General features: G+C 39.6%; 26 protein-coding genes and 2 riboswitches. Of the genes, 11 read left to right on the plus strand and 15 right to left on the minus strand.

Annotated elements, in window-relative coordinates:
* The first annotated feature begins 75 nt into the window (after positions 1–75).
* Positions 76–510 carry an RrF2 family transcriptional regulator gene (locus GPDM_RS07465; protein WP_008430332.1) on the plus strand — a complete coding sequence of 145 codons (435 nt, stop codon included), beginning with the start codon at positions 76–78 and terminating at the stop codon, positions 508–510.
* Positions 511–544: 34 nt separating this feature from the next.
* Here GPDM_RS07465 and GPDM_RS07470 read toward each other — a convergent pair whose 3' ends face one another.
* From GPDM_RS07470 to GPDM_RS07480, 3 genes are all read right to left on the minus strand, one after another.
* On the minus strand, positions 545–967 hold the full coding sequence (locus GPDM_RS07470; protein WP_008430333.1) for a pyridoxamine 5'-phosphate oxidase family protein: 423 nt from the start codon (positions 965–967) through the stop codon (positions 545–547).
* 87 nt (positions 968–1,054) lie between these two features.
* Positions 1,055–1,948, minus strand: coding sequence for an EamA family transporter (locus GPDM_RS07475; protein WP_008430335.1), 894 nt, complete (start codon positions 1,946–1,948; stop codon positions 1,055–1,057).
* 106 nt (positions 1,949–2,054) lie between these two features.
* On the minus strand, positions 2,055–2,273 hold the full coding sequence (locus tag GPDM_RS07480) for a hypothetical protein (RefSeq protein ID WP_008430336.1): 219 nt from the start codon (positions 2,271–2,273) through the stop codon (positions 2,055–2,057).
* A 127-nt stretch (positions 2,274–2,400) separates the two neighbouring features.
* Here GPDM_RS07480 and GPDM_RS07485 point away from each other — a divergent pair, with 127 nt between their 5' ends.
* The gene (locus tag GPDM_RS07485) at positions 2,401–3,420 is read left to right on the plus strand and encodes an STAS domain-containing protein (protein WP_008430337.1); all 1,020 of its coding nucleotides are present in this window, start codon (positions 2,401–2,403) and stop codon (positions 3,418–3,420) included.
* A 48-nt stretch (positions 3,421–3,468) separates the two neighbouring features.
* Here GPDM_RS07485 and pepT read toward each other — a convergent pair whose 3' ends face one another.
* From pepT to GPDM_RS07515, 6 genes are all read right to left on the minus strand, one after another.
* Positions 3,469–4,686, minus strand: coding sequence for a peptidase T (gene pepT, locus GPDM_RS07490; protein WP_008430338.1), 1,218 nt, complete (start codon positions 4,684–4,686; stop codon positions 3,469–3,471).
* Between the two features lie 99 nt (positions 4,687–4,785).
* A complete protein-coding gene (locus tag GPDM_RS07495) occupies positions 4,786–5,991 on the minus strand; it encodes a M20 family metallopeptidase (protein ID WP_008430339.1) in 1,206 nt (401 codons plus the stop codon).
* A gap of 27 nt (positions 5,992–6,018) precedes the next feature.
* Positions 6,019–6,852, minus strand: a complete 834-nt coding sequence (locus GPDM_RS07500) for a MetQ/NlpA family ABC transporter substrate-binding protein (protein WP_008430340.1) — start codon at positions 6,850–6,852, stop codon at positions 6,019–6,021.
* Positions 6,853–6,889: 37 nt separating this feature from the next.
* Positions 6,890–7,540, minus strand: a complete 651-nt coding sequence (locus GPDM_RS07505; protein ID WP_008430341.1) for a methionine ABC transporter permease — start codon at positions 7,538–7,540, stop codon at positions 6,890–6,892.
* A complete protein-coding gene (locus GPDM_RS07510) occupies positions 7,530–8,561 on the minus strand; it encodes a methionine ABC transporter ATP-binding protein (protein WP_008430342.1) in 1,032 nt (343 codons plus the stop codon). The genes GPDM_RS07505 and GPDM_RS07510 overlap by 11 nt, the downstream gene beginning before the upstream one ends.
* A 135-nt stretch (positions 8,562–8,696) precedes the next feature.
* Positions 8,697–8,811: riboswitch (SAM riboswitch) on the minus strand.
* A 113-nt stretch (positions 8,812–8,924) separates the two neighbouring features.
* Positions 8,925–9,566, minus strand: coding sequence for a glycerol-3-phosphate acyltransferase (locus GPDM_RS07515; RefSeq protein WP_008430343.1), 642 nt, complete (start codon positions 9,564–9,566; stop codon positions 8,925–8,927).
* A gap of 131 nt (positions 9,567–9,697) precedes the next feature.
* Positions 9,698–9,815: riboswitch (SAM riboswitch) on the plus strand.
* Between the two features lie 94 nt (positions 9,816–9,909).
* Between GPDM_RS07515 and GPDM_RS07520 the strand changes: the two genes are divergently transcribed.
* Together GPDM_RS07520 and metX are read left to right on the plus strand one after the other, a co-directional pair.
* On the plus strand, positions 9,910–11,202 hold the full coding sequence (locus GPDM_RS07520; protein ID WP_008430344.1) for an O-acetylhomoserine aminocarboxypropyltransferase/cysteine synthase family protein: 1,293 nt from the start codon (positions 9,910–9,912) through the stop codon (positions 11,200–11,202).
* 12 nt (positions 11,203–11,214) lie between these two features.
* Positions 11,215–12,228, plus strand: coding sequence for a homoserine O-acetyltransferase MetX (gene metX, locus GPDM_RS07525; protein WP_008430346.1), 1,014 nt, complete (start codon positions 11,215–11,217; stop codon positions 12,226–12,228).
* Positions 12,229–12,306: 78 nt separating this feature from the next.
* On the opposite strand, the gene GPDM_RS07530 is transcribed toward metX, so the two are convergent.
* Positions 12,307–12,537: a helix-turn-helix domain-containing protein gene (locus tag GPDM_RS07530; protein ID WP_008430350.1), complete on the minus strand. Its 231-nt coding sequence runs from the start codon at positions 12,535–12,537 to the stop codon at positions 12,307–12,309.
* 223 nt (positions 12,538–12,760) lie between these two features.
* Here GPDM_RS07530 and GPDM_RS07535 point away from each other — a divergent pair, with 223 nt between their 5' ends.
* The 5 genes from GPDM_RS07535 to mbcS all read left to right on the plus strand — a co-directional run bounded on the left by GPDM_RS07535 (position 12,761) and on the right by mbcS (position 18,520).
* Positions 12,761–14,020, plus strand: a complete 1,260-nt coding sequence (locus tag GPDM_RS07535; protein WP_008430351.1) for a mechanosensitive ion channel — start codon at positions 12,761–12,763, stop codon at positions 14,018–14,020.
* A 406-nt stretch (positions 14,021–14,426) separates the two neighbouring features.
* Complete coding sequence (locus tag GPDM_RS07540; RefSeq protein ID WP_008430353.1) at positions 14,427–14,696, plus strand: hypothetical protein; 270 nt, start codon at positions 14,427–14,429, stop codon at positions 14,694–14,696.
* 3 nt (positions 14,697–14,699) lie between these two features.
* Positions 14,700–16,349 carry a sodium:solute symporter family transporter gene (locus GPDM_RS07545; RefSeq protein ID WP_008430354.1) on the plus strand — a complete coding sequence of 550 codons (1,650 nt, stop codon included), beginning with the start codon at positions 14,700–14,702 and terminating at the stop codon, positions 16,347–16,349.
* 3 nt (positions 16,350–16,352) lie between these two features.
* The gene (locus tag GPDM_RS07550) at positions 16,353–16,919 is read left to right on the plus strand and encodes a hypothetical protein (RefSeq protein WP_039863110.1); all 567 of its coding nucleotides are present in this window, start codon (positions 16,353–16,355) and stop codon (positions 16,917–16,919) included.
* Positions 16,920–16,942: 23 nt separating this feature from the next.
* Positions 16,943–18,520, plus strand: coding sequence for an acyl-CoA synthetase MbcS (gene mbcS / locus GPDM_RS07555; protein ID WP_008430356.1), 1,578 nt, complete (start codon positions 16,943–16,945; stop codon positions 18,518–18,520).
* 45 nt (positions 18,521–18,565) lie between these two features.
* Here the strand turns inward: mbcS and GPDM_RS07560 are convergent, their stop codons facing one another.
* The 5 genes from GPDM_RS07560 to GPDM_RS07580 all read right to left on the minus strand — a co-directional run bounded on the left by GPDM_RS07560 (position 18,566) and on the right by GPDM_RS07580 (position 21,980).
* Entirely contained in the window at positions 18,566–19,201 is a 636-nt protein-coding gene (locus GPDM_RS07560) for a response regulator transcription factor (RefSeq protein ID WP_008430357.1), read from the minus strand.
* Complete coding sequence (locus tag GPDM_RS07565; protein ID WP_008430358.1) at positions 19,176–20,222, minus strand: sensor histidine kinase; 1,047 nt, start codon at positions 20,220–20,222, stop codon at positions 19,176–19,178. The genes GPDM_RS07560 and GPDM_RS07565 overlap by 26 nt, the downstream gene beginning before the upstream one ends.
* The gene (gene liaF, locus GPDM_RS07570) at positions 20,219–20,917 is read right to left on the minus strand and encodes a cell wall-active antibiotics response protein LiaF (RefSeq protein WP_008430359.1); all 699 of its coding nucleotides are present in this window, start codon (positions 20,915–20,917) and stop codon (positions 20,219–20,221) included. The genes GPDM_RS07565 and liaF overlap by 4 nt, the downstream gene beginning before the upstream one ends.
* A gap of 63 nt (positions 20,918–20,980) precedes the next feature.
* On the minus strand, positions 20,981–21,619 hold the full coding sequence (locus tag GPDM_RS07575; RefSeq protein ID WP_008430360.1) for a PspA/IM30 family protein: 639 nt from the start codon (positions 21,617–21,619) through the stop codon (positions 20,981–20,983).
* A gap of 13 nt (positions 21,620–21,632) precedes the next feature.
* Positions 21,633–21,980 carry a lmo0954 family membrane protein gene (locus GPDM_RS07580; RefSeq protein WP_008430361.1) on the minus strand — a complete coding sequence of 116 codons (348 nt, stop codon included), beginning with the start codon at positions 21,978–21,980 and terminating at the stop codon, positions 21,633–21,635.
* A 287-nt stretch (positions 21,981–22,267) separates the two neighbouring features.
* Here GPDM_RS07580 and GPDM_RS07585 point away from each other — a divergent pair, with 287 nt between their 5' ends.
* Together GPDM_RS07585 and GPDM_RS07590 are read left to right on the plus strand one after the other, a co-directional pair.
* A complete protein-coding gene (locus GPDM_RS07585) occupies positions 22,268–23,356 on the plus strand; it encodes a metallophosphoesterase (RefSeq protein ID WP_008430363.1) in 1,089 nt (362 codons plus the stop codon).
* A 14-nt stretch (positions 23,357–23,370) separates the two neighbouring features.
* Positions 23,371–23,973 (plus strand): DedA family protein, encoded by a 603-nt coding sequence (locus GPDM_RS07590; RefSeq protein ID WP_008430365.1) that lies wholly within the window; start codon positions 23,371–23,373, stop codon positions 23,971–23,973.
* The last annotated feature ends 61 nt before the right edge of the window (positions 23,974–24,034 follow it).

Below are 24,034 nucleotides of genomic sequence, written 5' to 3' on the forward strand. Positions count from 1 at the left end.
TAAAACAGTGAGGTTCATTTGCTTTCGAAGAAACAGTAAAATCGCTATAATAAACAGTCAGAAGAGGTGAGAAAAATGAGGTTGACCATGTATACAGATTTCTCATTACGTGTGTTGATTTATTTAGGCACAAAAAAACCAGATAAGCTGACAACGATACAAGAAATTTCAGAAGCATACAATATATCTAAAAATCATTTAACAAAAGTGACATTTGAACTCGGAAAAGCAGGTTTTATTCAAACGGTGAGAGGGCGGGGTGGCGGTATTCGTCTTGCGGATCTCCCGCAAAACATTAATGTAGGAACCGTCGTTAGAAAAATGGAAGACGACTTTCACTTGGTTGAATGTTTTGATCCGGCTACGAACCGTTGCCCGATTTCACCAGTGTGCGGACTTCGAGGTGTTTTAGGGAAAGCGTTACATGCTTATTTGACGGTACTCGATGAATACACGCTTGAAGATCTTCTATTCAATAAAGAAGGGCTTCGTGAAATATTGAAGACATAAAAAAACGGCTCAGAATTCTGAGCCGTTTTTGCATTTATAATTCCAATGATTGAGGTTCTTGTCCTTTTTTATTCATTAAACGTACGCGAGTAGGTTTAATGGCAAGAATGGTCAAGTTCGGATCATCCGGACCTTCAAACCAGCCTTCTAAATGTTCGTTCCATACTTTATCAATCATTTCACGATCATCATTTAGCGACATGCTTCCTTCTATTTCTAGGAATGAATCGCCGACTCCTTCACCATCATAGCCTAACAGAATATGAGCATGAGGATTGGCCTCCAACTCATCAACTTTTTGCGTTTTTTTACTAGTAGCTGTATAGAGTGTGAAATCATCGTTAAAAAAAGTCATATAGCGCGAATGGGGTTTGTCGCCTTTAATAGTCGCGAGTGTACCCACATAACTATTCTCTAGTATTTTTAATGCCTCTTTTTTCACTTCTTCTTGATTCATCCAATACCACTCCTTTTGTCTTTGTAGTTATCTATTCCTTTTTTGATTCGAACTAAACATAAAACGACCTGCTAGAGTAGCAGGTCGTTAAATCTGTTGCACTATTTTAGGCGTTCGATCAAAGACACTTGGAAGAATCATGCCAATTAGAATGATGAAAATCCCTAGAATTTGAAGAAGGGATAACGTTTCATGAAGGATAAGAACTGACGCTATTACGGCTACTGGTAATTCCATAGCACTTAAAATAGAAGAGAGACCAGAGCCGACGCGCGGCACGGCAACCGAGAAAAAATAGATGGGCATAATAATACCGAAAAATCCTAATAATACGCCGTAAATCCATAAGCCCTCATTGAATAATTGTCCGTTCCAAACGATTTCAGGTGTTTGAAACATCCCTACTACAATGGCTGCGAAAAATGATACATAAAATAGGCGTGCGGAAGTATCCATGCCATGGATTTCCTTGCCATTAACAAACATAAATGCTGAAAAACAAAAAGCGGCACCTATTCCCCAAGCCCAACCTTGCCAAGGAATTCCGCTCAAGTCGGTTCCGATAATACCAGCCGCAAGTAAAGTACCTGCAAACAGGATAAGCAATGAAAACACCTCTGTCCGTTTAAGCCATCTACGGTTGACAATACAATCTAAGAACATGCCAATCCAGGTGAATTGAAAGAGCAGGACTACCGCCAGTGAAGCCGGTAGGAAATTAAGTGAATGTGCATAAACCGATCCTGTAGCAGCCGTGAGACTGCCGGAAAGAACTAGTATTTTCCAGCCTTTCATTTTAGGCATTTTGCGTTGTGTGACAAAAAATAAAAGAGCCGCCATGGCGAACCCGATAAAGTATTGGCTAGTAACTGCTTCTGCAGCGGTAAAGCCATTTTTCATGGCTACCTTTATAATAGTTGAGAGGACTCCATAACAGCTTGCTGCCACAACGACCATAAGTGGATAAATCCAGTTTTTCATTTCTTTTCACTCCTGTTCAAATGAGAATCATAGCATAAAAAGACCGCAGAGAATAGTCTCTGCGGTCTTTTTCAAAAGGATTCACTTTTACGAAAATTCATCTTATTTACTCAGGGAATTTTTCTTCACTTGAAGAACTGTCTTTCGTGCCCCGTTTATCTTTTTCTTCTCGCTTTTCTTGTTTTAAGTCTTCCATTGGGATAGGATCGACATTCATTTCTTCTTCATGCATTTCGGTCAATGTTTTTTTATCCGTTTTATATTGTTCCGGATTGTCCATAGAAGCATTATCATTTGGTTTACGTTCTTGTTCTTTTTCTGACATACTGTGCACCTCTTCCTTTTCATATTATTCTTTGTATTCCTTAAATGAAAATTTTAAAACATGAAGTTTCTTATTAAGAAATAACAAATATGATAAGATAAAATTAATGTACGGGAGGAGCTTTACAATGAACACTAAATCAGCAATCACGGTAGGTGGCTTAAGTTTCGAATGGGAGTTGGAAAAAGGACGATTTTTGTTTGAAGGACAAGAATCCGTACTTTTTTGGACATCAACGGCTATGAAGATGTTTTTTGATTCGATTGAAGAAATTTCAGGCGAAGATGCAGCAAATGTTGTGTTGGAATCTACTGGATATCGTCAAGGACTTGTAGTAGGAGAGTACTTCCATGGCATGGAAGAGGTTTCGGTAGTAAAGGCAGCAAGGTTAATTACCAACACCTATGCCTCTGCAGGATGGGGATTAGCAGAAATAAAAGAATTAAATATGGAAGCGCGTACGCTAGAAGTTCATTTGAAAAACAGCTGGGAGCATTTGATTAATGTAGCACAAGAGAAAAAAGAGGGCGGAAGCTTTTTACCTGCCCATTACGCAGGGATATTTTCATCGCTATTTAATGAAAACATTTGGTACAAGGTCGTGCATCACCAGTTAGACGGCTATGAAGAAAGTATAATTCAGTATTTTCCTTCGGAAGAAACCATCGAAAAAAATATTCATCGCTTATCCCGTGTAAAAGAAGCTGAAAAAATCAATGAACTCGAAAGATTAGTAGATGAAAAAACGCGAGAACTTAGTGAAATGATTAAAGAAATCTCATCGCCACTTATTCCGGTGCTAGAAGGTATTGTTGTCGTGCCATTACTTGGAACTTATGATGAGGCACGTGCAGAAGAACTATTAGTAAAAACCTTGCAAAATATGCCGAAGTACAAAGCAAAGTATTTAATTTTGGATCTGACAGGTTTAAATACTAATTTCACACAACATGCGGCTATGTTGATTGAAAAACTTGGATCGACAGCTTCATTAATTGGGACACAAACTATTTTGGTTGGTATTTCTGCGAAGATGAGCCAGACCATTACAGAAGCAAACATCAATTTATCAAAATTTGAATGTTTCCAAACTTTACAACACGGCATTCATTACGCCTTAGCTCAAAATGGCAGAAGTATTATATAAGAAAAAAGACGTATTGGAAATAAAATCCAATACGTCTTTTTTTGATCATTATTTAGCTGATTTGACGATTTCAATAATGACTTGTGTAGCCTTTTCCATGTTCTCAGCAGAAATAAATTCATATTTCCCGTGGTAATTTTCGCCACCTGTAAAGATATTCGGTGTTGGAAGTCCCATGTAAGACAATTGAGAGCCGTCCGTACCACCGCGAACAGGAACAATATTCGGTTCGATACCCAACGTAATCATTGCACGCTCGGCGTTGTCGACAATTTCCATTACCGGCTCAATTTTTTCACGCATATTGTAATATTGGTCTTCAATTTCTAATTGAACTGCTTTTTCGCCATATTGTTGCTGAAGTCTTTCAGCGACAGCTTGCATATGGCGTTTTTTACTTTCGAACTTTTCTTTATCAAAATCACGGATAATATAGCTTAATTCAGCAGATTCCACCGTGCCTTCGAAATTATTCAAATGAATAAATCCTTCGTAGTTCTCCGTTAATTCAGGAACTTCATTTTTCGGCATTTCTTGTTGAAACTGAATCGCGACAGTTTGAGCATTGACCATTTTATCTTTTGCAGATCCTGGATGAACACTTTTCCCTTGAACCGTTAATTTACCACTCGCAGCATTAAAACTTTCGTATTGAAGTTCGCCAAGTGGACCACCATCCATCGTATAAGCATATTTCGCACCAAAGCGCTCAACGTCAAACTTGTGAGGACCACGACCAATTTCTTCGTCAGGTGTAAACGCGACGCGAATTTTTCCGTGTTCGATTTCTGGGTGCTGAGCTAGATAGTCCATTGCTGTCATGATTTCAGCAATTCCCGCTTTGTTATCTGCACCAAGAAGTGTCGTCCCGTCAGTTGTAATTAATGTATGATCAACGTAATTTTTCAAATCAGGAAAATCTGATACGGTCATTTGGACACTGTCACTTAATGGAATGTCTTGACCGTCATAATTGTCAATGCGTTTTGGATTAACATTTTTGCCTGTAAAATCTGTTGCTGTATCAACATGTGCTAAAAAGCCGATTACTGGAATTTCTTTATCGGTGTTGGCCGGCAATGTCCCGAAAAGATATCCCGCATCGTCCATTCCAACTTCTGTGAGTCCAATGCTCTTCATTTCTTTTTCTAATTCATGCAGTAAGTCCCATTGCCCGGGTGTAGAAGGTGTTGACTCACTCGTGAAATCAGATTGTGTATCAATTTTTGCATAACGAACTAATCGTTCAATTAACGCTTCAAGCATGTATAAATCCCCCTAAAATCAGTCTTGTTTCTATTTTACCACGAAGCAAGAAAATTCTGTCGCAAAAGAAAAACGATGCCCATATAGGACATCGTTTCATTAATTTTGTTGCTTAAGTTGAAGAGATGCTTGATGGGCAGTTTTGATTTGTTCTAATAGATTTTTGTCTGTTAATAAACGATATCCCGTGTTAGCTAAAGCTTTAGCACCTCGGATTAATGCTCTATCACCTTGAGAAGATTTTGCAGCTTCACGAAACTCTTCGGTATGTGCAATTAATGTTTCAGGTCCAATTTTGATATAACCATGGGCGGTTGGAACTTCATAACTGATATTGCCAGCGTCGGTAGAACCAAGTCCAGAAATTCGTGAATCGGCTACGGTTTCACCTTGTGCTTCGAGTTCGCTGCGGATTACATCATCCAAAGGAGAAGTTAACACTAAATCCCGAACTTCATTTTGAAATCGTTCAATTTTCACAGTAGCACCAGTAGCTAAAGCTGCGCCTTCAGCGATCGCACGGACTTTACGAGCGGTCTCAGCCGTTTTCTTCCATGAGTCTCCACGGATATAAAATCGCGCAGCCGCATACTCTGGAATAATATTAGGGGCGTCTCCGCCGTGCGTAATAATACCATGAACACGTGCATCTGACGGCAATTGTTGACGCAATGCGTTAATGCTATTAAACAGTTGAAGTACAGCGTCTAATGCGTTAATGCCTTTTTCAGGAGAACCCGCTGCATGAGCAGGTTTACCGGAAAAGTGAAATTCTAGTGGATCCACTGCAAGCGATGGACCTGTGATAGCTGAATTTCCAGAAGGATGCAGCATTAGCGCTGCATCAATTTCTTCAAGGAAACCGTGTTTGACAAAACTGCCTTTTGCACTCCCATTTGGGCCACCTTCTTCGGCAGGTGTGCCAAGAACAACAACTTCACCACCCACAGCGTCGAGAGTTTCAGACAAGGCAATCGCGGCGGCTACGCTCGTTGTGCCAATAATATTGTGTCCACAAGCATGTCCAATGCCAGGAAGTGCATCGTATTCAGCAAGATAAGCGATAGTGGGGCCAGAAAGTTCACTTTTCTTACGAGCAAAAAACGCAGTTTCATGTCCAGCGACACCTTTATCAACCACAAATCCAGCTTCTTCAAGCAAGCTGATTAATAATGAACTAGCAAAAAATTCTTGGTTGCCAATTTCAGGACGAGCATGAATTTCATGACTCGTTTGAATGTATTTTATGCGTTTTGCGTCGATAGACTGAGAAATAGACTGTGTTGCCTCTTTAATAAGTGCCATAAGAATGCCTCCTTGGTGGGATAAGGTTTACTGATAGTCAACAAGTTCTTCTACTGATACCGTTGTAGGAATTTGAGCTCCTTTTGTATGTTCAATGATAAATTCAGTCGTGTCTTCTTGTTGATATAATTCAACGATTTTTAAATAAGCTTCGTTTTCTGTATCTTCAGCATTTGCTGCAATCAAGTTAATATAAGGTTTTGCTGTATCACTTTCGCGAGCGATAGGGTCTTCTGTGGGATTCAATCCAGCATCTACTGCAACGCCATTATTAATAATGGAAGCGGCAACATCGGGCATAGCGCGCGGTGTATGACCGGATACCATTGGCACAATTTCAATGTTTTTCGGATTTTCGGTAATGTCTTCAGCTGTGCCAGTAAGCCCTGCATCTTCAGAAAGAGTAATTAAGCCAGCTTCATCTAAAAGTAAAAGTGCACGTCCCATGTTCGTTGCTTCGTTAGGTACAGCGATTTGTGAGTCTTGTGGAAGTTCCTCGATAGATTCGTATTTATCGGAATACAAGCCCATTGGTGCGATGACTGTAGAGCCAATGGGTACGATATCAATATTGTGTTCGGCAACAAATTCATCAAAATATGAAATTGTTTGGAAAGCGTTCAAATCCAATTCACCTTCTGCAAGAGCTAAGTTGGGTGCTACATAATCAGAAAATGTTTGTATTTCCAAATCAATGCCTTCTTTTTCAGCTTTTTCAGCAATATAATCCCAAATGGTCGTATCCGAACCGCTAATGCCAAGTGTTACTTTCGTGGTGCCTTCAGCGTTGCTATCGTCTCCGCATGCGGTCAAAACCAATGCAAGTAATGTTAGTAATACTGTTGCTGTAATTTTTTTCATGAATAATTCCTCCAATTTTGTGTGGGCTTGTTTAGTGTTAACTGCGTCTTACACGTCTTGATAGAATATTTCCGAAAGATTGAACACCTTGCACGAGTACGACAAGAATCGCTACAGTGATAAACATGATGAAGGTATCGAATCTCTGATATCCGTATGTAATGGCTAAGTCCCCAAGACCTCCACCGCCAATAGCGCCGGCCATAGCAGATGCACCGATTAATCCGACTACAGCTATTGTTAATGCAAGAACGAGTGAGCTGAGAGCTTCAGGGATCAAAAACCGGAAAATGATTTGCGCTGGTGAAGCACCCATTGCTTGCGCCGCTTCAATGACGCCTTTGTCGACTTCGAGAAGCGAGTTTTCGATTAATCGAGCAATATAAGGACCAGCATAAAAAACTAAAGGAACAATGGCTGCTGCAGTTCCAATAGAGGTTCCGACAATCAGTCTTGTCAACGGAATAATAGCGACCATTAGTATAATAAAAGGGATCGAGCGGAATATGTTAATAATCATGTTTAGTGCGCTAGATACCGATTCGTTTTCTAATAAATGACCTTTTCGTGTTACTACTAAAAAGATTCCAAGTGGAAAGCCAATCAATAAAGAAAATCCAAATGCTGCGCCGGTCATATAAATGGTTTCCCACAACGCTTCTAAAATTTGGTCATAGTTAACTGACATAATGAGTAACCTCCTCTATGTGAATATTGTTATCTCGAATAGAGGTGATAGCACGTTCTACCTTATTTAGTTCACCTGAAAATTCCACAATTAAATTGCCATATGGAACTCCTTGTAATTCGGTAATATTTCCAAATAACACATTTAAATTAACGTTAAAGTCGCGTGATACCTGGGACATAATGGGTGTACCGACGGAATTCCCTGTAAATTGCAACCGGTAAATTGCCTGATCGCTATGGGTATCATAAATTTGGGCTAACAAGGATTCAGGTAATTCATCGTTCATAACAGAGCGCACAAAACGTTTTGTTGTAGCTTGTTGTGGATTTGAAAAAACTTCAAAAACAGAGCCTTGTTCAATAACTTTTCCGGCTTCTAGAACCGCCACTTTGTTGCAAATTTCTCGAATAACGCCCATTTCATGGGTAATGAGTAAAATGGTGATGTTGTATTCTTTATTGATTTTCTTCAGTAAATCTAAAATGGACTTAGTCGTTTGAGGATCTAGTGCTGACGTTGCTTCATCGCATAATAATACGGAAGGGTTTGTAGCTAAGGCGCGAGCAATACCAATCCGTTGTTTTTGTCCACCTGACAATTGATCTGGGTATTTTTGTGCTTGGTCTGCAAGTCCCACAAAGTCGAGTAAGTCTTTAACTTGTTTTTTAACATCTTCTTTAGGTGTCTTTGCTAAGAGTAGTGGCATCGCCACGTTGTGAAAAACGGTTTTAGAATTTAGTAAGTTGAAGTGTTGAAAAATCATACCGATATCTTTTCGGATGGTACGGATTTCTTTGCTAGACAAAGTCGAAATATCTTTTCCGTGAATTAATACGCGTCCTTTAGAAGGGCGTTCGAGCAAATTTACTGTACGGATCAATGAACTTTTACCAGCGCCACTAAAGCCGATAACTCCGTAGATTTCGCCAGTTTCGACAGCTAAATCAATGCCGTTTAATGCATGGATTTCCTGGTTACCTGAGTGGTAAGTTTTGGCGACGCCTTCGAATTGAATCATATTGAATGGACCTCCTCATGCCTTGTTGGTTTTTCAAATCGTTCATGCTCACAATCCGTTGAGAAACTAGACAAAAAAAGCCCTCTTTTTTCTTAAACCATAAGAAAAAAGAGGGCTCCTGTAGAAACCATCTAATTCTCATCTTCCAAATGCACAAGTGCATTTGCAGGAGTTGGCACAGTTTTTGCGGTTAAACAAATCTGCTGCCGAAACGTCATAGGGCCTGTCCCTCGGTTTCTCTGGATAAGAAAGTGATGTATGCTATTCGATTCGTGATTCCTACTTTATGGTGGAATAACAAAAAAGTCAAGAAGAAGATTAGCTTTTTATTTTATTACTTTTAAAATGTGCTTATATTCCCAATTAAATTGGGGTGGAAGATTTCTTTTTTAATACTGCAGATACTTTTGTTTCAGTACCATTCTTTATTCGGATAATATTTTCGCGGTGCTTCCACACGGCCATTGCAAAAAGTGGGATGGAGATCAGCAGCGGCCAAGGTCCAATTGCAGGGACAAATGCTATCACAAAGAAAATTGCATACAGGACAAGTACGCCTAGAACAAGGTAGTTTGTGGTGAGCGATACGCCAATCAATAATAATAGTCCTAGTAAACCGAGTTTCCAGTCGAGCGCTAACATAACACCAATTACAGACGCAGTTCCTTTCCCGCCATTAAATTTCATATAGAACGGGAAATTATGACCTAAAATAACTCCAGCACCTGCAACAAACAGCATTGCCCATGTGAGTTCCGGAGAAAAATCACCTAGACCTAATAAGAAGTGCAACCCTGCAACTGCCGCAAACCCTTTAAAGATATCAATAATAGCAACGAGCAATCCGTATTTCCAACCTAAAACAATGGCGGCATTAGAGGCACCAGAATTTTTCACGCCAGCAGTTTTGACGTTCACACCCGATAATCGTTGTGCTGCTAAAGAGCCATGACAACAACCAATTCCATAACTAACAATAAATAAGAGCGAAATCCAAATAAACACAGTGGGTTCCTCCTTCCTACTAAAGATAACGTTTGAAAAAGCTGAAAGTTTCAAAATTTTTTGACTAATAGGGTTGACAAATGAAAAAAAAGTTTCTATACTTCAGAACAAGATAAAAATTAAATTTAATACTCTTATCAAGAGTGGCGGAGGGATAGGCCCTGTGATGCCCAGCAACCAACAGATGATTTTGTCTGGAAAGGTGCTAATTCCTACAGAACCGGAGTTATAGGTTCTGACAGATAAGAGGAGGAAAACTCCGTATATGCGGCCCTCTTCTTAGCGAAGGGGGCTTTTTTCGTTCTCTTCGCAGCAACAAAACAAAAAATAGGGGGAATAGAAAATGACAAACTTAAAACCGGAAACATTATTATTACACGGCGGCCAACAAGTAGATCCAACAACGGGATCGAGGGGGGTACCGGTTTATAAAACAACTTCTTATGTTTTTAGAGATACGCAACATGCACAAGATTTATTTGGTTTGAAAGACGTGGGGAATATTTACTCGCGTATTATGAATCCTACAGTTGACGTATTTGAACAGCGGGTAGCGCTATTAGAAGGCGGTACTGCAGCTGTAGCACTTTCTTCAGGGATGGCAGCAATTGCTTTTTCAATTTTGAACATTGCAGAAGCTGGAGATGAAATCATAGCGGATAGCAGTCTTTATGGTGGGACTTATAATTTATTTGCCAATACATTACCGCGTTATGGCATTACAACGAAATTTGTAGACGCGACAAACCCGGAAAATTTTAAAGCCGCAATTACAGATAAAACAAAAGCTATATTTGGTGAAATTATCGGCAACCCAAGCTTAAATGTCTTTGACGTAGAAAAAGTAGCGAACATCGCTCATGAACACGGATTGCCGTTATTGATTGATAATACATTTGCTTCACCATACGGCAGTAATCCAATTGAGTTTGGAGCAGATGTAGTTATTCATTCAGCTACAAAATGGATTGGTGGACATGGAACGACAATTGGTGGCGTAGCAGTAGATGCTGGGAAATTCAATTGGGACAATCCGCGTTTCCCGAACTATACAGAACCGGATGAAACTTACCACGGGCTACGTTACGGCATTGATGTACCAGAGGCTGCCTTTGCAACAAAACTACGAGTTCAATTGTTACGAGACTTTGGACCATCGTTGAGCCCAGACAGCGCACATGCTTTGTTACAAGGGTTAGAAACTTTGCACTTACGTATTCCGAGGCATAACAGTAACGCTCGAATTATCGCAGAATACTTGAAACAACATCCACAAATTGAATGGGTCAATTACTTAGGATTTGAAGATCATCCTTCCCACGAAATTGCGAAGAAATATTTGAAAAACGACGGTTACGGATCGATCGTCAACTTCGGCATTAAAGGCGGACGAGAAGCGGGACGAAAAGTAATCGATAGCATTAAGCTTTGGTCTCATGTTGCCAATGTCGGCGATGCAAAATCACTTATTATCCATCCTGCTTCTACCACTCATCAACAATTAAACAGCGAAGAACTGAAATCATCAGGCGTAACAGAAGAGTTAATCCGACTCTCTGTAGGATTAGAAAATGCAGAAGATTTAATTGCTGACTTAGAGCAGGCAATCCAAGTAACCGTGTTGGAAAACGTATAGGGAGGAATTGGCATGAAAACAGTATCTATTGGCTCATTAACCTTGGACTCAACTAAGACGATAGACAATGTAGAACTTGCATATGAACGTCTCGGAGATGAAAATGCCCCCGTGATTCTAATTTGTCATGCGCTAACTGGAGATCAACGTGCAGTTGGCACAGCAGAGAACCCAGGATGGTGGGCAGGATTAGTTGGTCCAGGGATGCCAGTGGATACGACTGCTTTCCAAGTAATTACTTTTAATGTATTGGGTGGTTGTCATGGATCAACCGGACCTCTATCGATAAACCCTACAAGTGGAGTACCTTACAAAGCTGATTTCCCAACACTAACGATACGTGATATGGTCCAAGCCGAATATTTAGCGTTAAAAAAGCTAGGAATTAAGAAAGTGGCTGCAGTGATCGGTGGCTCACTTGGCGGAATGAAAACCCTAGAATGGGGAAGAACTTACCCTGAATTTATCGGGGCGATTTTTCCATTAGCTGTTACGCCGTATTATAGTGATTATGGGGTAGCATTTAACCATATCGGGATAGTAGCTATCGAAAATGATAAAGATTTTAACAGCGGAAACTACGAAGATACTAGTGTATTAAAAGGATTTGAAATCGCTAGAATGGCTGGCATGGTTACTTACCGTAGTGGTAAAATGTTCAATCAGCGCTTTGGTCGAAGTGGGAGTGATGATGAATTTAATGTCCAGTCCTATTTAAATTATCAAGGAGAAAAATTAGCAGGTCGTTTTGATGCGAATAGTTATTTGGTATTGTTGAAAGCGATGAATACGCATAATATCGAAGATGCGGTTTTAGAAGTTCCTGTCTATTCGTTATCATTTACCCATGATTTACTTTATCCAAATGAACTGATGATTCCGTGGCTTGAAAAGCAAACGAATGCAGCTTGGAAAATCATTGAAACGGATTTTGGTCATGACGGATTTTTGGTAGAGTTTGAAAAATGGGGAGGCTTTATAGAAGAAAAGTTAAAAAGCCTTTCAGTGCCGGAGCTTATTCGGTAAACAAATTTAGTAGAATCAATTATAGAAAAATGCATATAAAAGCATCTAGGACTGGTTAGTCCTAGATGCTTTTATTGGTTAGTCTTCATCTTTAATATCCACATCATCTGGAATTGGCGTAGCGCGCCATTCTTCTAACGCTAACTTAGCCTGTTCCAACTGCTGAAAATGCGTACCGAATTGAGAAGTGTTGATCATGTATTGCTCTCCGTCATGAACTGCGCGAATACGGCCTTCTAATACATAACGATTGACTTGTTCTTCAGGCATAGACAAAAAGGCAGCAGTTTCCTGGACTGTCATATACATAGGATCGCCTCCTCTTTTCTTTTATTATAATAGAAGGAGAGGGCTATCTCAAACCATTAGTATTCTGATTTCTATATAGTAGAACCTTTAAGGAAGAGATATTACGTATTTTTATCTGATTTTTCAACTAATTTTATACAATTTAGTTATTAGGAGTTTAGTTTCATATAAGTAAGGGGATAATAATAATAGAATGTGTACAAAACAAAAGGAGGGCGAGTTTATGAATGATATTGGCAACTCTTTTAGAGGAGTTGGAAACACGATTATCGACTACATTCCAAACGTTTTAGGGGCATTATTATTATTACTTGTCGCATGGATTGTAGCAACGGTTGTGCGGGCTATTTTCACTAAAGGATTGAAAAAAGCAGGTGCAGATCGGGCCATGGTCAAAGGGCATATGGCGAAAACAAAAGAAGACGCAGACAGCATACTGGATTCTATAGGGAAAATTCTTTATTACCTAATCTTCATTTTGTTTATTCCGAGCGTTTTGCAAGCATTGGATATGAACAATGTAGCACAGCCAATTTCAAATATGATGGATAAGCTATTGGCATTCTTGCCAAATCTTTTCATGGCTATTATTATCCTCGTAATTGGTTACTTTGTAGCAAAGTTTGTAAAAAATCTTGTCTTCAGCCTACTAACAGCCATTAACATTGATAAGTGGTTTAATAAGTTTACTAACAAACCAAGTGGCACAACAGGAACAACTAGAATGGACGCTGGAGACAAAGCAACATTAGCAAATGTATTAGCTAATATCGTCTTTGTTATTGTCTTAATTCCAATTTTGACAATTGCGTTAGAAACATTGAACATCCAGTCTATCTCTGAACCCATTGTAAACATGCTCAACCAAGTTTTAAACATGATTCCAAACATCTTTGTAGCGATCATTCTCATTCTAGTGGGTGTCTTAATCGCCAAATTTGTTGGAGACTTGTTGATTAGCTTATTGAATGGAACAGGGATCAACCGCTTCTCGACATATTTGAACACGGATAAAACAAAAACACCAAGTTTTGATATTGCCAATATCATCGGAAAAGTCGTGCAAGCGATCATCATTATCTTCTTTACTGTAGAAGCGATGAACGTGTTGCAACTAGACGTACTAAATGGAATTGGTGAAGCAGTAATTGCATACTTGCCGCTTCTCATTAGTTCATTAATTATTCTAGGTTTAGGATTGATTGGTGGTAGCTTACTTGGAAACTACGTAAAACAAGCTTCTGGAAATCGCTTTATGGGAGCTGTCGTGAAATACATCATTATCATTATTGCCGTATTCATGACGCTTGATCAGTTGAATTTTGCGACAAACATTGTTAACTTGGCCTTCCTATTCATTATCGCTGGACTGGCTGTAGCATTTGCCATTTCCTTCGGTATGGGTGGACGCGAATTTGCGAAGCGCCAACTTGAGAAGTTTGAAGCTAAAATGGAAAAAGAAAACGATAAGCCAGATCTATAAGTTCATTCTCAAATCCCCTTAGGTTGATATCAACCTAAGGGGATTTTTTTGTTGTTTGGAAAAAAATTAAAAGGCAAGGGAGATGCTAGTGGAAAACGAAGGAGGTTAAAATTATATTGAAATATAAATAAATGAACTCCTTTTGTTAAATGTATACATAACTTATACACTAAAAATAAAGAAACTTATACTAGCTAAGAAAGAAAAGGCGCTGTTAATGTATAAATGCTTTTAATATAGTAGTTTAAATAATTAAAAAATTCAGTTGACTTGATTTTATGACAGCGGTTACAATCAAGAGAGTTATTCTTTAGATAATAAAAAAGGGGGACCGTATTTTTAAAAACTGAGCGAACGCTCAGTTGGGGGATGGGTAATATAGAATTTAATTGAAATGGGGAATATGATGAAAGCGTATAAAAAGGAAGTTCAATTTACAATTTGGATGACAGCGGCCTTTATACTAGTTGGTAATGTAGGATTAATATTCTCAGTATTTCCAGTTGATGCGATGTTATTTGGTTTTCCAGTGATGTATATTGTTCCGATTTTGATGGGCTGGTTTGGTGTTTTCATTTTAACCATAGTAGCTGGGAAAATTGGAAATCGTATTGATGATGAAATCGATAGTGAAAACGATGCGCTTGGAGTTTCCAGCGAAGTAAAGGATGTGTAAATGATGGAAGCACAAAACTGGCAGTTATCCAATCCGATTCTCGGTTTAGCAGTTGTAGGAGCAACATTTTTATTGTTTTATATTGTTGGATTTATATCCAACCGGAAAAGTGCGTCAGCTAAAGACCTATACATAGGTGGCGGGAACGTTGGAGCTTTTACTAATGGCTTAGCGATGGCATCGACTTACATGAGTTTGGCAACATTCCTTGGTATTACTGCATTAATTCTTAAATTACAGGTGCCATTTATCATGCTTTGGATTCAATTGATTTTGGCAATTCCATTAATCACGATTATTTATGGTACTAGCCTTCGTCGAATGGGTGCTTTCTCACCGACTCATTTTATCCGTGATCGATACGGTGTAACAGCTTCTATTATCGCTGCTCTTTTTATGATATTAGTTTCTGTTATGTATGCGTTAGGACAAATGATTGGAATCGCCATTACATTTGAAACCTTACTCGGAATTCCTTATTTAACTGGACTTTTTGTGTTTGGGCTACTTATTGTGGGCTACATCACAATTGGTGGTATGGCTGGAGCCACAAACAATGCTGCGATTCAAATGGTTATTATCGCGTTAATGTTTATCATCCCGCTTGGCGCAATTATGAAAGCAATTGGAGCATCGGGATGGTACTTCCCACCACTGTTCTATGCGGATATGGTTCCGGCGATGCTTGAGTCGTTGCCAACTTTCTTTGATTATCAATTTTCACCTAAATGGTATTTCTCTATTATTCCAGCTTTAACCATTGGAGCTTTAGGATTACCTCACCTAGCGATGCGTGTTTACACTGCATCTAGCTTGAAAAGTGCGCGTTCTGCAATGGTTTGGTTCGCCTTTATTCTTGGGTTAGTGTTCTCGGCAACTTATGCCATGGGCTTTGTAGGCGTCTTTGCCACCACCACTGAAGGTCTAGTCATTTCAGAAGGAGATGCAGATAAACTAACGATTATTTTGAACTTGGTTTATAACCCAGAATGGGTAACGGCACTTGTCATTGCAGGTGCCATTTCAGCAGGACTTTCAACGTTAAGCGGTAACTTGCTAGCAATTGGCGCTTTGATTTCACAAGATATTATCGCAACATTAAAGCCAAATATTCCACAACGCCTAAGTTTACGTATCGGCTTTATTGCGATTTTTGCAGGCGGATTGGTTAGTATTTTGCTAGCAATCGAACCTCCGGCTTTCTTAGTAGTTAGTATTTTATGGGCATTTGGTTTAGCTGGAGTCACAAATGCTCCGCTAATTATTGTCGGAGTTTGGTGGAAAGAAGCCAATAAATTCGGCGCCATTGCAGCTTCGGTCGTTGGTGGTGCAGTTTACATCATCGTGTCACCATTTGTTTTCCCGAGTATTGTTTTGACTGGGCATGGGGTAACAGACGGTATGGGATTATCAGGTGCAATGCTTGCTGTACCGATTAGTTTCATCTTACTAATTGTCGTTTCGTATATTACGAATCGTATGCCAAGTTTACAAAGAAGATTAACGAAGCAATCCGATATTGAATTGATTGAACGCATTCATGGGTGGAGAGATATTAAAACATATCGTTACAATAGTACACTTGGCGCTGGAGTAACGGTGGTCGTTTCCGCTGTTGTCGCGATATGGGCATTGATGCCATGGGGAATGTAACAGATGAAAGAGAAGGTGAGTAAAATGGTCGGGAAAATGGTTGCATTAAATGATTCATCTTTTCGGTCATTTTTAGCATTACCGAAAACACAATGGGTCAGCAATCTATTGCTGTTCATCGTTGGTTTAGGCTATGGCGCGATTTCAATCGCGTCAAATGCCTCATACATAGCAAGTTTCGATTCAACTTTGTTACAAAACGTCATTGTTCCAGCAATTTTTCTTTTGTTTGGTTTGCTTATGGCGTTTGTTACAAAAATTGGTCTCGCATTGTTACTCTGGGCAGGATCAAAAGCTTTTGGTGGAAAAGGGCTATTACGGGACATTAACCAATCGGCACCCGTAGCTTTACTACCTGGGCTTCTTGGGGCCCCATATTTAGTAGAAGCAGCGAATGGGCATCCATTAGTTTATGTATTACTCGCAATAGGGATTGTATGGATGTATCTCGTGTCCGTTAAAATTATTAAAACAACTCAAAATTTCACATCAGCTAAAGCTTATTTAGCAGCGTTGGCGGCCTTTGCATTTTTAGCGAGTGTCTACTATTTAATCTTACCGCCAGCGTGAAAAATTAGAATGGAGGCTATTTTATGGAATTCAACGATTTAATTGCACCGGAGCAATACAATATTACTTTGGAATTGGAAAAATACAAAGAAGATACTGAGCGTTTGGCTATTAGATGGTTAGATAGCGAAGGCAATCGCGAAGATCTTTCTTATAAAGAGCTAATCGATAAAATGAATCAATACGCTCAAGCTTTGTTAAAGTTGGGGATTGAAAAAGGTGACCGCATGCTAATTATTCTTCCGCGTATACCGGAAGCGTACATCACATATTTAGCTTGTTTACGTGCAGGGATCGTTGCAATACCGTGTTCTGAAATGCTTCGTAAAAAAGATTTAGTTTACCGCATGCATCATTCAGGCGCGAAAGGAATTGTAGCACATTATAAAACGACTGCTGAGACCAACTCGATTGATGAAGAACTTGAAGCATTAAACAACAAATTGATTATCGGCGGCAAAGAAGAAGGCTGGCAATCTTTTGAGGAGCTAGCAGAGAATGAGTCAGCAAATTTTGATGCTGTCGATACAAACCGTGAAGATATGGCATTCTTGTCTTATACATCAGGTACAACCGGTAATCCAAAAGGCGTAGTTCACGTTCATGGTTGGGGTTATGCCCATGTCCGGACAGCCGCAACAAAGTGGCTAGGTGTTAAAAGTGGCGATATGGTTTGGGCAACGGCAGCGCCTGGGTGGCAAAAATGGATTTGGAGTCCTTTCCTATCAACTATTACATTAGGTGCCACAGCTTTTGTTTACAACGGACCGTTTGATGCTTTAAAATACTTGGATTTACTAAAAACTGAAGAAATCAACGTTCTTTGTTGTACGCCAACAGAATACCGGATTATGGCAAAAGTAGAGAATCTCGATTCTTACAAATTACCAGAGTTAAGATCCGCCGTGTCTGCTGGAGAGCCTTTAAACCGACAAGTAATCGAAGCATTCCAACAAGCATTTAATTTAAATGTTCGGGATGGTTATGGGCAAACAGAAAACACCTTACTTGTTGGCACTTTACAAGACATGGAAGTAAAAGCGGGGTCAATGGGCAAACCAACACCAGGTAATCCAGTTGATATCATCAATGATGAAGGCAATCCGACAGCAGTAGGGGAAGTAGGAGATATTGCTGTTCACCGTGATTGTCCAGCATTATTCCGTGAATATTACCGTGATTCTGAGCGAACCAAAGCCGCGTTCCGTGGGGATTGGTATTTAACAGGAGACCAAGCATCACGCGATGAAGATGGCTACTTCTGGTTCGAAGGAAGAAGTGATGATATTATCATCAGTTCAGGTTACACCATTGGGCCGTTTGAAGTTGAAGATGCGTTGATGAAGCATGAAGCGATTCAAGAATGCGCCGTTGTTGCAGCGCCTGATGAAATTCGAGGCAATATTGTCAAAGCGTATATTGTGTTGCGCAACCCGCAAGACTTAACGGATAAAGATGCATTAATTAAACAATTACAAGACCATGTAAAAGAAATTACTGCGCCTTATAAATATCCGCGTGTTATTGAATTTTTAGAAGAATTGCCAAAAACTGCTTCGGGCAAAATTCGCCGCGTTGAGTTACGAAAATTAAATGCATAATTAAAAAATGCCGGACAGTATCTAGACTGTTCGGCATTTTTATATTTATTTGGGAGGGGTAATCAATTTATGTTGAAATGCATAAATTACGGCTTGCGTTCGGTCATGAACTTCTAGTTTCGCAAGAATATTGGAAACATGTGTTTTTACCGTTTTTACTGCAATAAACAATTGGTCGGCAACTTCTTGGTTGGTTAAGCCACGTGCGAGAAGCAATAAAATCTCCATTTCACGTTCAGTTAAATCGTCGTGAAGAACACGTTCATGACGCATTTGCTTCATCATTTTGGTCATTACTTCTGGCTCGAGAACCGGTGTGCCATTCATAGTTTCACGAATCGAATCCGCAATTCGGGAAGCTTTTGATGTTTTCAAGATGTAACTGACGGCTCCCGCTTGGAGAGCTGGGTATACTTTATCATCATCGAGAAAACTTGTAACAATCATGATTTTGGCTTCTGGCCACTGTTCGATGATGGCTTTTGTTGCTTCTGCCCCGTTCATAATAGGCATTACCATATCCATCAAAATTAAATCAGGTCGCAACTGTAATGCCATTTGAACAGCTTCTTGTCCATTTGTGGCTTCACCTACGACTTCCATATCCTGTTGAGACTGCAAGTAAGCTGAGACACCTATGCGTACCATTTCATGGTCATCCACTAATAAGATTCGAATCATCGGCTTTCTTCCTTTCAATCGGAACTTTTATTTCTACGATGGTGCCTTCAGAAGGTACAGAAACAATTTTGCTTGTTGCCCCAATTTCGATGGCGCGTTCTTCAATATGCTTTAAGCCGTAAGAAGTGGATTTAGATTGTTCGCTTTCAAATCCAACCCCATTGTCTTGTATGCGTAAGATGGCGAAGTGGTCTCGTTCGACAAACAAAATATGAACTTCAGTAGCTTTCGAATGGCGCAAAGTATTTGATAAAGTTTCTTGTGCTATCCGAAATAAATGATCTTCCGCGCCTTTTTGTAAAGGTACTTCTTCTAATTTATGATTAATCGTAAAATATACTTTTTCTTTCAGTTCAGTAACCAATTCAAACAAACCTTGACGTAAGCTCTTGTCGTGAAGAGCAGCCGGGCGTAAATGTAATAACAAGGCACGCATTTCTAGTTGAGCTTGCTGCACCATTTTTTCTGTTTGCAATAATCCGGGCTGGACATTTTCGCCTTCTGTCATAGATGACAACAGCATCGACGCAGCGAAAAGTTGCTGCGAAACAGAATCATGCAATTCTCTTGCTAGTCGTTGTCGTTCCATGATCAAGCGCTCTTGAATCACCTGATCTTGTGTTTCCGCTCGTTCGTTGGCAATCCGCGTTAAACTTTTGCGCTGCGTTTCCAGAAGCTTTTGTAGTTTTAATATAGAGCTGGATAAATTACGCGGCAAGGTTTTCATATTTGCTGCTTGAACGACAGTGCTATCTTCGTTCCGCAAAAGTGCTTGAAAAATTTTTTCGATTTCTTGTACTTTTGATCGGGATAATGATTCAGTCCACCATGAGATACCAACAGACAAAGCAAGCATAAGAACCAATAACCAAATACCAAGTGGCAATCCTGCGATAAAATCCTCCCATAAAACAGCCCATCCTTTAAACGAAGGCAAGCCGAGTAACGCAAATAAAATGCTAAAGACAATCAAAGCAAACAGTGTAATAAAGAATAAACTGCGCGGGACTATTTGTCTCATCGGCGAATCACCTCGACATCGCCCATCCAAGTGGTGACAGAAACGATTAGTTCTACTTTGCTGCCCTCATCTATAGGATAGCCATCTTCTATATGGATTGTTCCGTTAATAATACGCTTTTTGTCCCCGTTGAAAAAACGGGATTCCCCAAGAAGTGTGGAATAAAACACACGTACAGGAACTTCATAAGGAACAATAACTTGGATTTTTCCAAAACCTTGACGAATAGAAACGAGTGATGTCTTTTTCGGCAAGACTGTTTGTGTGGTATCCACTAAAATATCGCCAACAAATCCTTGCACGTGTATGTCTTTCCATTCATACGCTTCAATGGGTGTGCTTTGCGCAGACAATACTTTGTTTTGAATAAGCCCTTTATCCGTTGCTTCGTATATAGGAGCTGTTTGAAGCCAATCATTACCTTTCCACAAACGAACCAGCAAGTAAATGGCAAGGCTAAAGACCATTAAGCGTAAACTCCACATCGACAAAATAGAAATCCCAATGAGGAAAGTACCTATCCAAAAATAAGAACGACGGTATTTTACTTTGTTTTTTAATGCATAGTAGATGGTTCCAATACCAAGAAGAATCAAAAACACACTGCCATTATCAAAAAAGGCAGCTTCTACAAAAATTAAAAATAAAGCGCTCAAAATAAAAAACGCTTGCTTGTTTGTTGAAAAATGGAACATAGCTTTTGCCTCCTTCTTTGTATCAGAAAAAAGGAGAAGAAGAAATCTTCTCCTCATCCTAATTTAAACAAGTTCTTTTTGATTTTCGCTCTTTTTCTCTAAAAATTCCAGACGACGTTCCATTGCGGAGCGTTCGTGACGTTCTTCGACTTTTGTGCCAAGTGTCGTAATATACGAAGTCATATCTTCAAAAGAGCCAATGCGCTCTGCGACAAGTTCAGGACTCAGTAGTTTGTCCATTTGATAATGCGCACGAGTAGCATTTTCTTTGCCCATTAACTGAAGTTGCTTTACTTTCATGTCTTTTACTTTGTGTTTCATTTCTTCGTAGCGGTGTTCTAAACCTGTCAGTTCCTTGATGTTTTCATCAAGGTTGTTTTGCAAAGTCGTTACACGTTCTGCGTAAGTTTGAACTTCCATCGCTGCAAAGTCAGCAAGATCCGCTTCACCTGAAGCTTGTGCCAAGTCGGATTGACTTTGGCGTTTTTGAAGCATAGTAGAAGCTTCGGTTAATTCTTTTTCTAGTTTACCATTTAGTTGAGCTTGGCGTTCAACCCATTTTCCTGTTGCGGATGTCTGGTTTTCTGCCTCGGTAATGTAATGATTAAGTAAAGCTAAAGGATTTTTATCTTCTTTTCTTGCGACCAGGGCATCGACGTCCGTTGCCACTGCAAATTTTAAACGTTCCCATAAAGTTGTCATGTTCGTTTCCTCCTTATTTAGTTAACTTGTTCCATTGGTATTCAAAATTTGTAAATGGGTCACTTTCTTTCATGGCATCAACTGAAACGCTTTGTCCAGTCCATTTGCGGTAAATCATCCACAGTCCAGCAAGTGCAGCGAGACCGATTAATGCCGGTACGTTAGAGATGGCAGAAAGGACACCAATAATTCCAACTGCCGCCCAAAATACTTTTGACCAAGTGGATAAGCTACGTAAGTAATAGTGGACTCCTGCATAGACGACGACAGCGGATACTGCCAATGCGAATAAAGCGCCGATATTGGAAAGGGCGATGATTCCGGCAAGAATGCCGAGTGTGATCAACCAAAATTTGTTCATGTTGTGTGCCTCCTCTTTAATTTGTAATTACATCATACTAAGAGGATGGCTTTTCCAATACGGTCTCTGACTGCATCTTTTACTAGGTCTTGAGGTGTAGAAGAGTCTAAGTATTACGCTTAGGAAAGAACGATACTTAGAAAGTGGGAAGGAGAGAGTGTCTTAGTGTGTAAGGGAGGAGTTCAATTGAGTAGCTTATCAGTCAAAATGCTATACTATTTTTTATGACATGGAAAAAATGTTCCTTTTAATAGACGAAGCATTTTAATGAAAGAAGAGGCGTTTTTATGAAGATAGTCGTAGGGATAGGCAGTACGTTATTAATTTATACAGCACTTGTTGCGTATTTGGGTTGGGCTACATATAGTTGGTTCGTAAGTTTTATAGAAAACATGAACCCGTGGTTATTTGCAACTTTATGGTTCGTGATTGCATATAGCTATGTTATCGGGAGAATCGGTCATAAGTGGCTTGGATTTACTGTACTCGGTTCTTACTGGTTTGCATTTTTACAATATGCTCTGTTATTGATTCCATTAGCAAATGTCCTTGTATTTCTAATAGAAGTTAAAAATGAAGTGTTTGTTATTGGATTGGCAACAGCATTCATCTTACTAATACTGTTCGTTATGGGTACTTATTTTGCATACAGTCCAGTTGTTCGTGAGTTAGAACTCACAGTAGAAGGGGAAGATGCTGAGCCACTTCACCTAGTGATTGGTTCGGATTTTCACTTAGGATTTTTGTCCGGAAAAAGACACTTGCAGCGATTTGTTGATAAGACAAATGCGCTAAATCCAGATATTGTGCTGTTAGCAGGCGATTTAGTGGATGATGATCCAGTTTGGTATGCACGTTATGGCATGTCTGAAGTGATGGAACAATTACGACCTACTCTTGGTATTTATGGGGTTTTAGGAAACCATGAGTATTATGGTAAAAAAATTCCGTTATTGGTAAAGTTAATGGAAAAGTCAGGTGTGAAAATATTAAAAGATGAAACCGTTTTGGTTGCGGATCGTTTTTATTTAACAGGGCGTGAAGACCGTACAAATAGTAACCGACTTTCGTTAGCGGCTTTAAAACCAGAAGAAAATAAGTTGCCATGGATTGTGATGGACCATACTCCTGGAGATTTAAAGACGCCGAGTGAATTGGAAGCGGATTTTCATCTATCCGGTCATACACATAAAGGTCAGATGTGGCCAAATCATTTGTTAACAAAGCGAATGTTTGAACTCGATTATGGGTATCGTTTAATAAGAGGTACGCATTTTCTAGTGTCTTCTGGATTTGGTTTTTGGGGACCACCGTTACGTATCGGAAGCCGCTCGGAGTTATGGTCGGTAACGATGAAATTCCGATCAACTTCTTAAAGAGGAGTGTTTTGATGGAAGACTGGATTACTTCGGTTATGTCCGATTATGGCTATTTTGGAATTTTTCTTCTTATTCTATTAGAAAATATTTTTCCGCCGATTCCGTCAGAAGTGGTTTTGACGGTCGGCGGATTTATGACAACGACTACGACCATGACCATACCTGGAGTAATAGCGGCCTCTACAGCAGGTTCTGTTAGTGGAGCGATGATGTTGTACGGTGTCGGGGTGCTTCTAGATGTGGCCCGATTGGAAAAAATCATTGATAAGTATGGCAATTGGCTACGTGTGAAAAAAGAAGATATACATAAGGCGGATAGTTGGTTTGATCGTTTTGGCGTTTGGACGGTGTTTTTCGGCCGGTTAGTTCCGCTAGTCCGTAGTTTGATTTCGATTCCTGCGGGGATGTCGAATATGAAAGTATGGCTATTTCTTATTTTTAGTACACTTGGCACTTTGCTGTGGAATACTGTTTTGGTATTTGTGGGAGAAGCAGTTGGAGAAAATAGACAACAAATTATGCGGCAATTATCGCTTTACTCAAATGTAGTGTATGTCTTACTTGCATTAGGTGTCGTAGCGGCTATTTGGTATTACATTAGAAAAAAAGAATAAGCAAGAACAGAAAACTGCTGGCAATTGCCGGGAGTTTTTTTAATTGTTATAATTGTGTAAC

Origin of the sequence: Planococcus donghaensis MPA1U2 (assembly GCF_000189395.1) — a bacterium.
GTDB lineage: Bacteria > Bacillota > Bacilli > Bacillales_A > Planococcaceae > Planococcus > Planococcus donghaensis_B.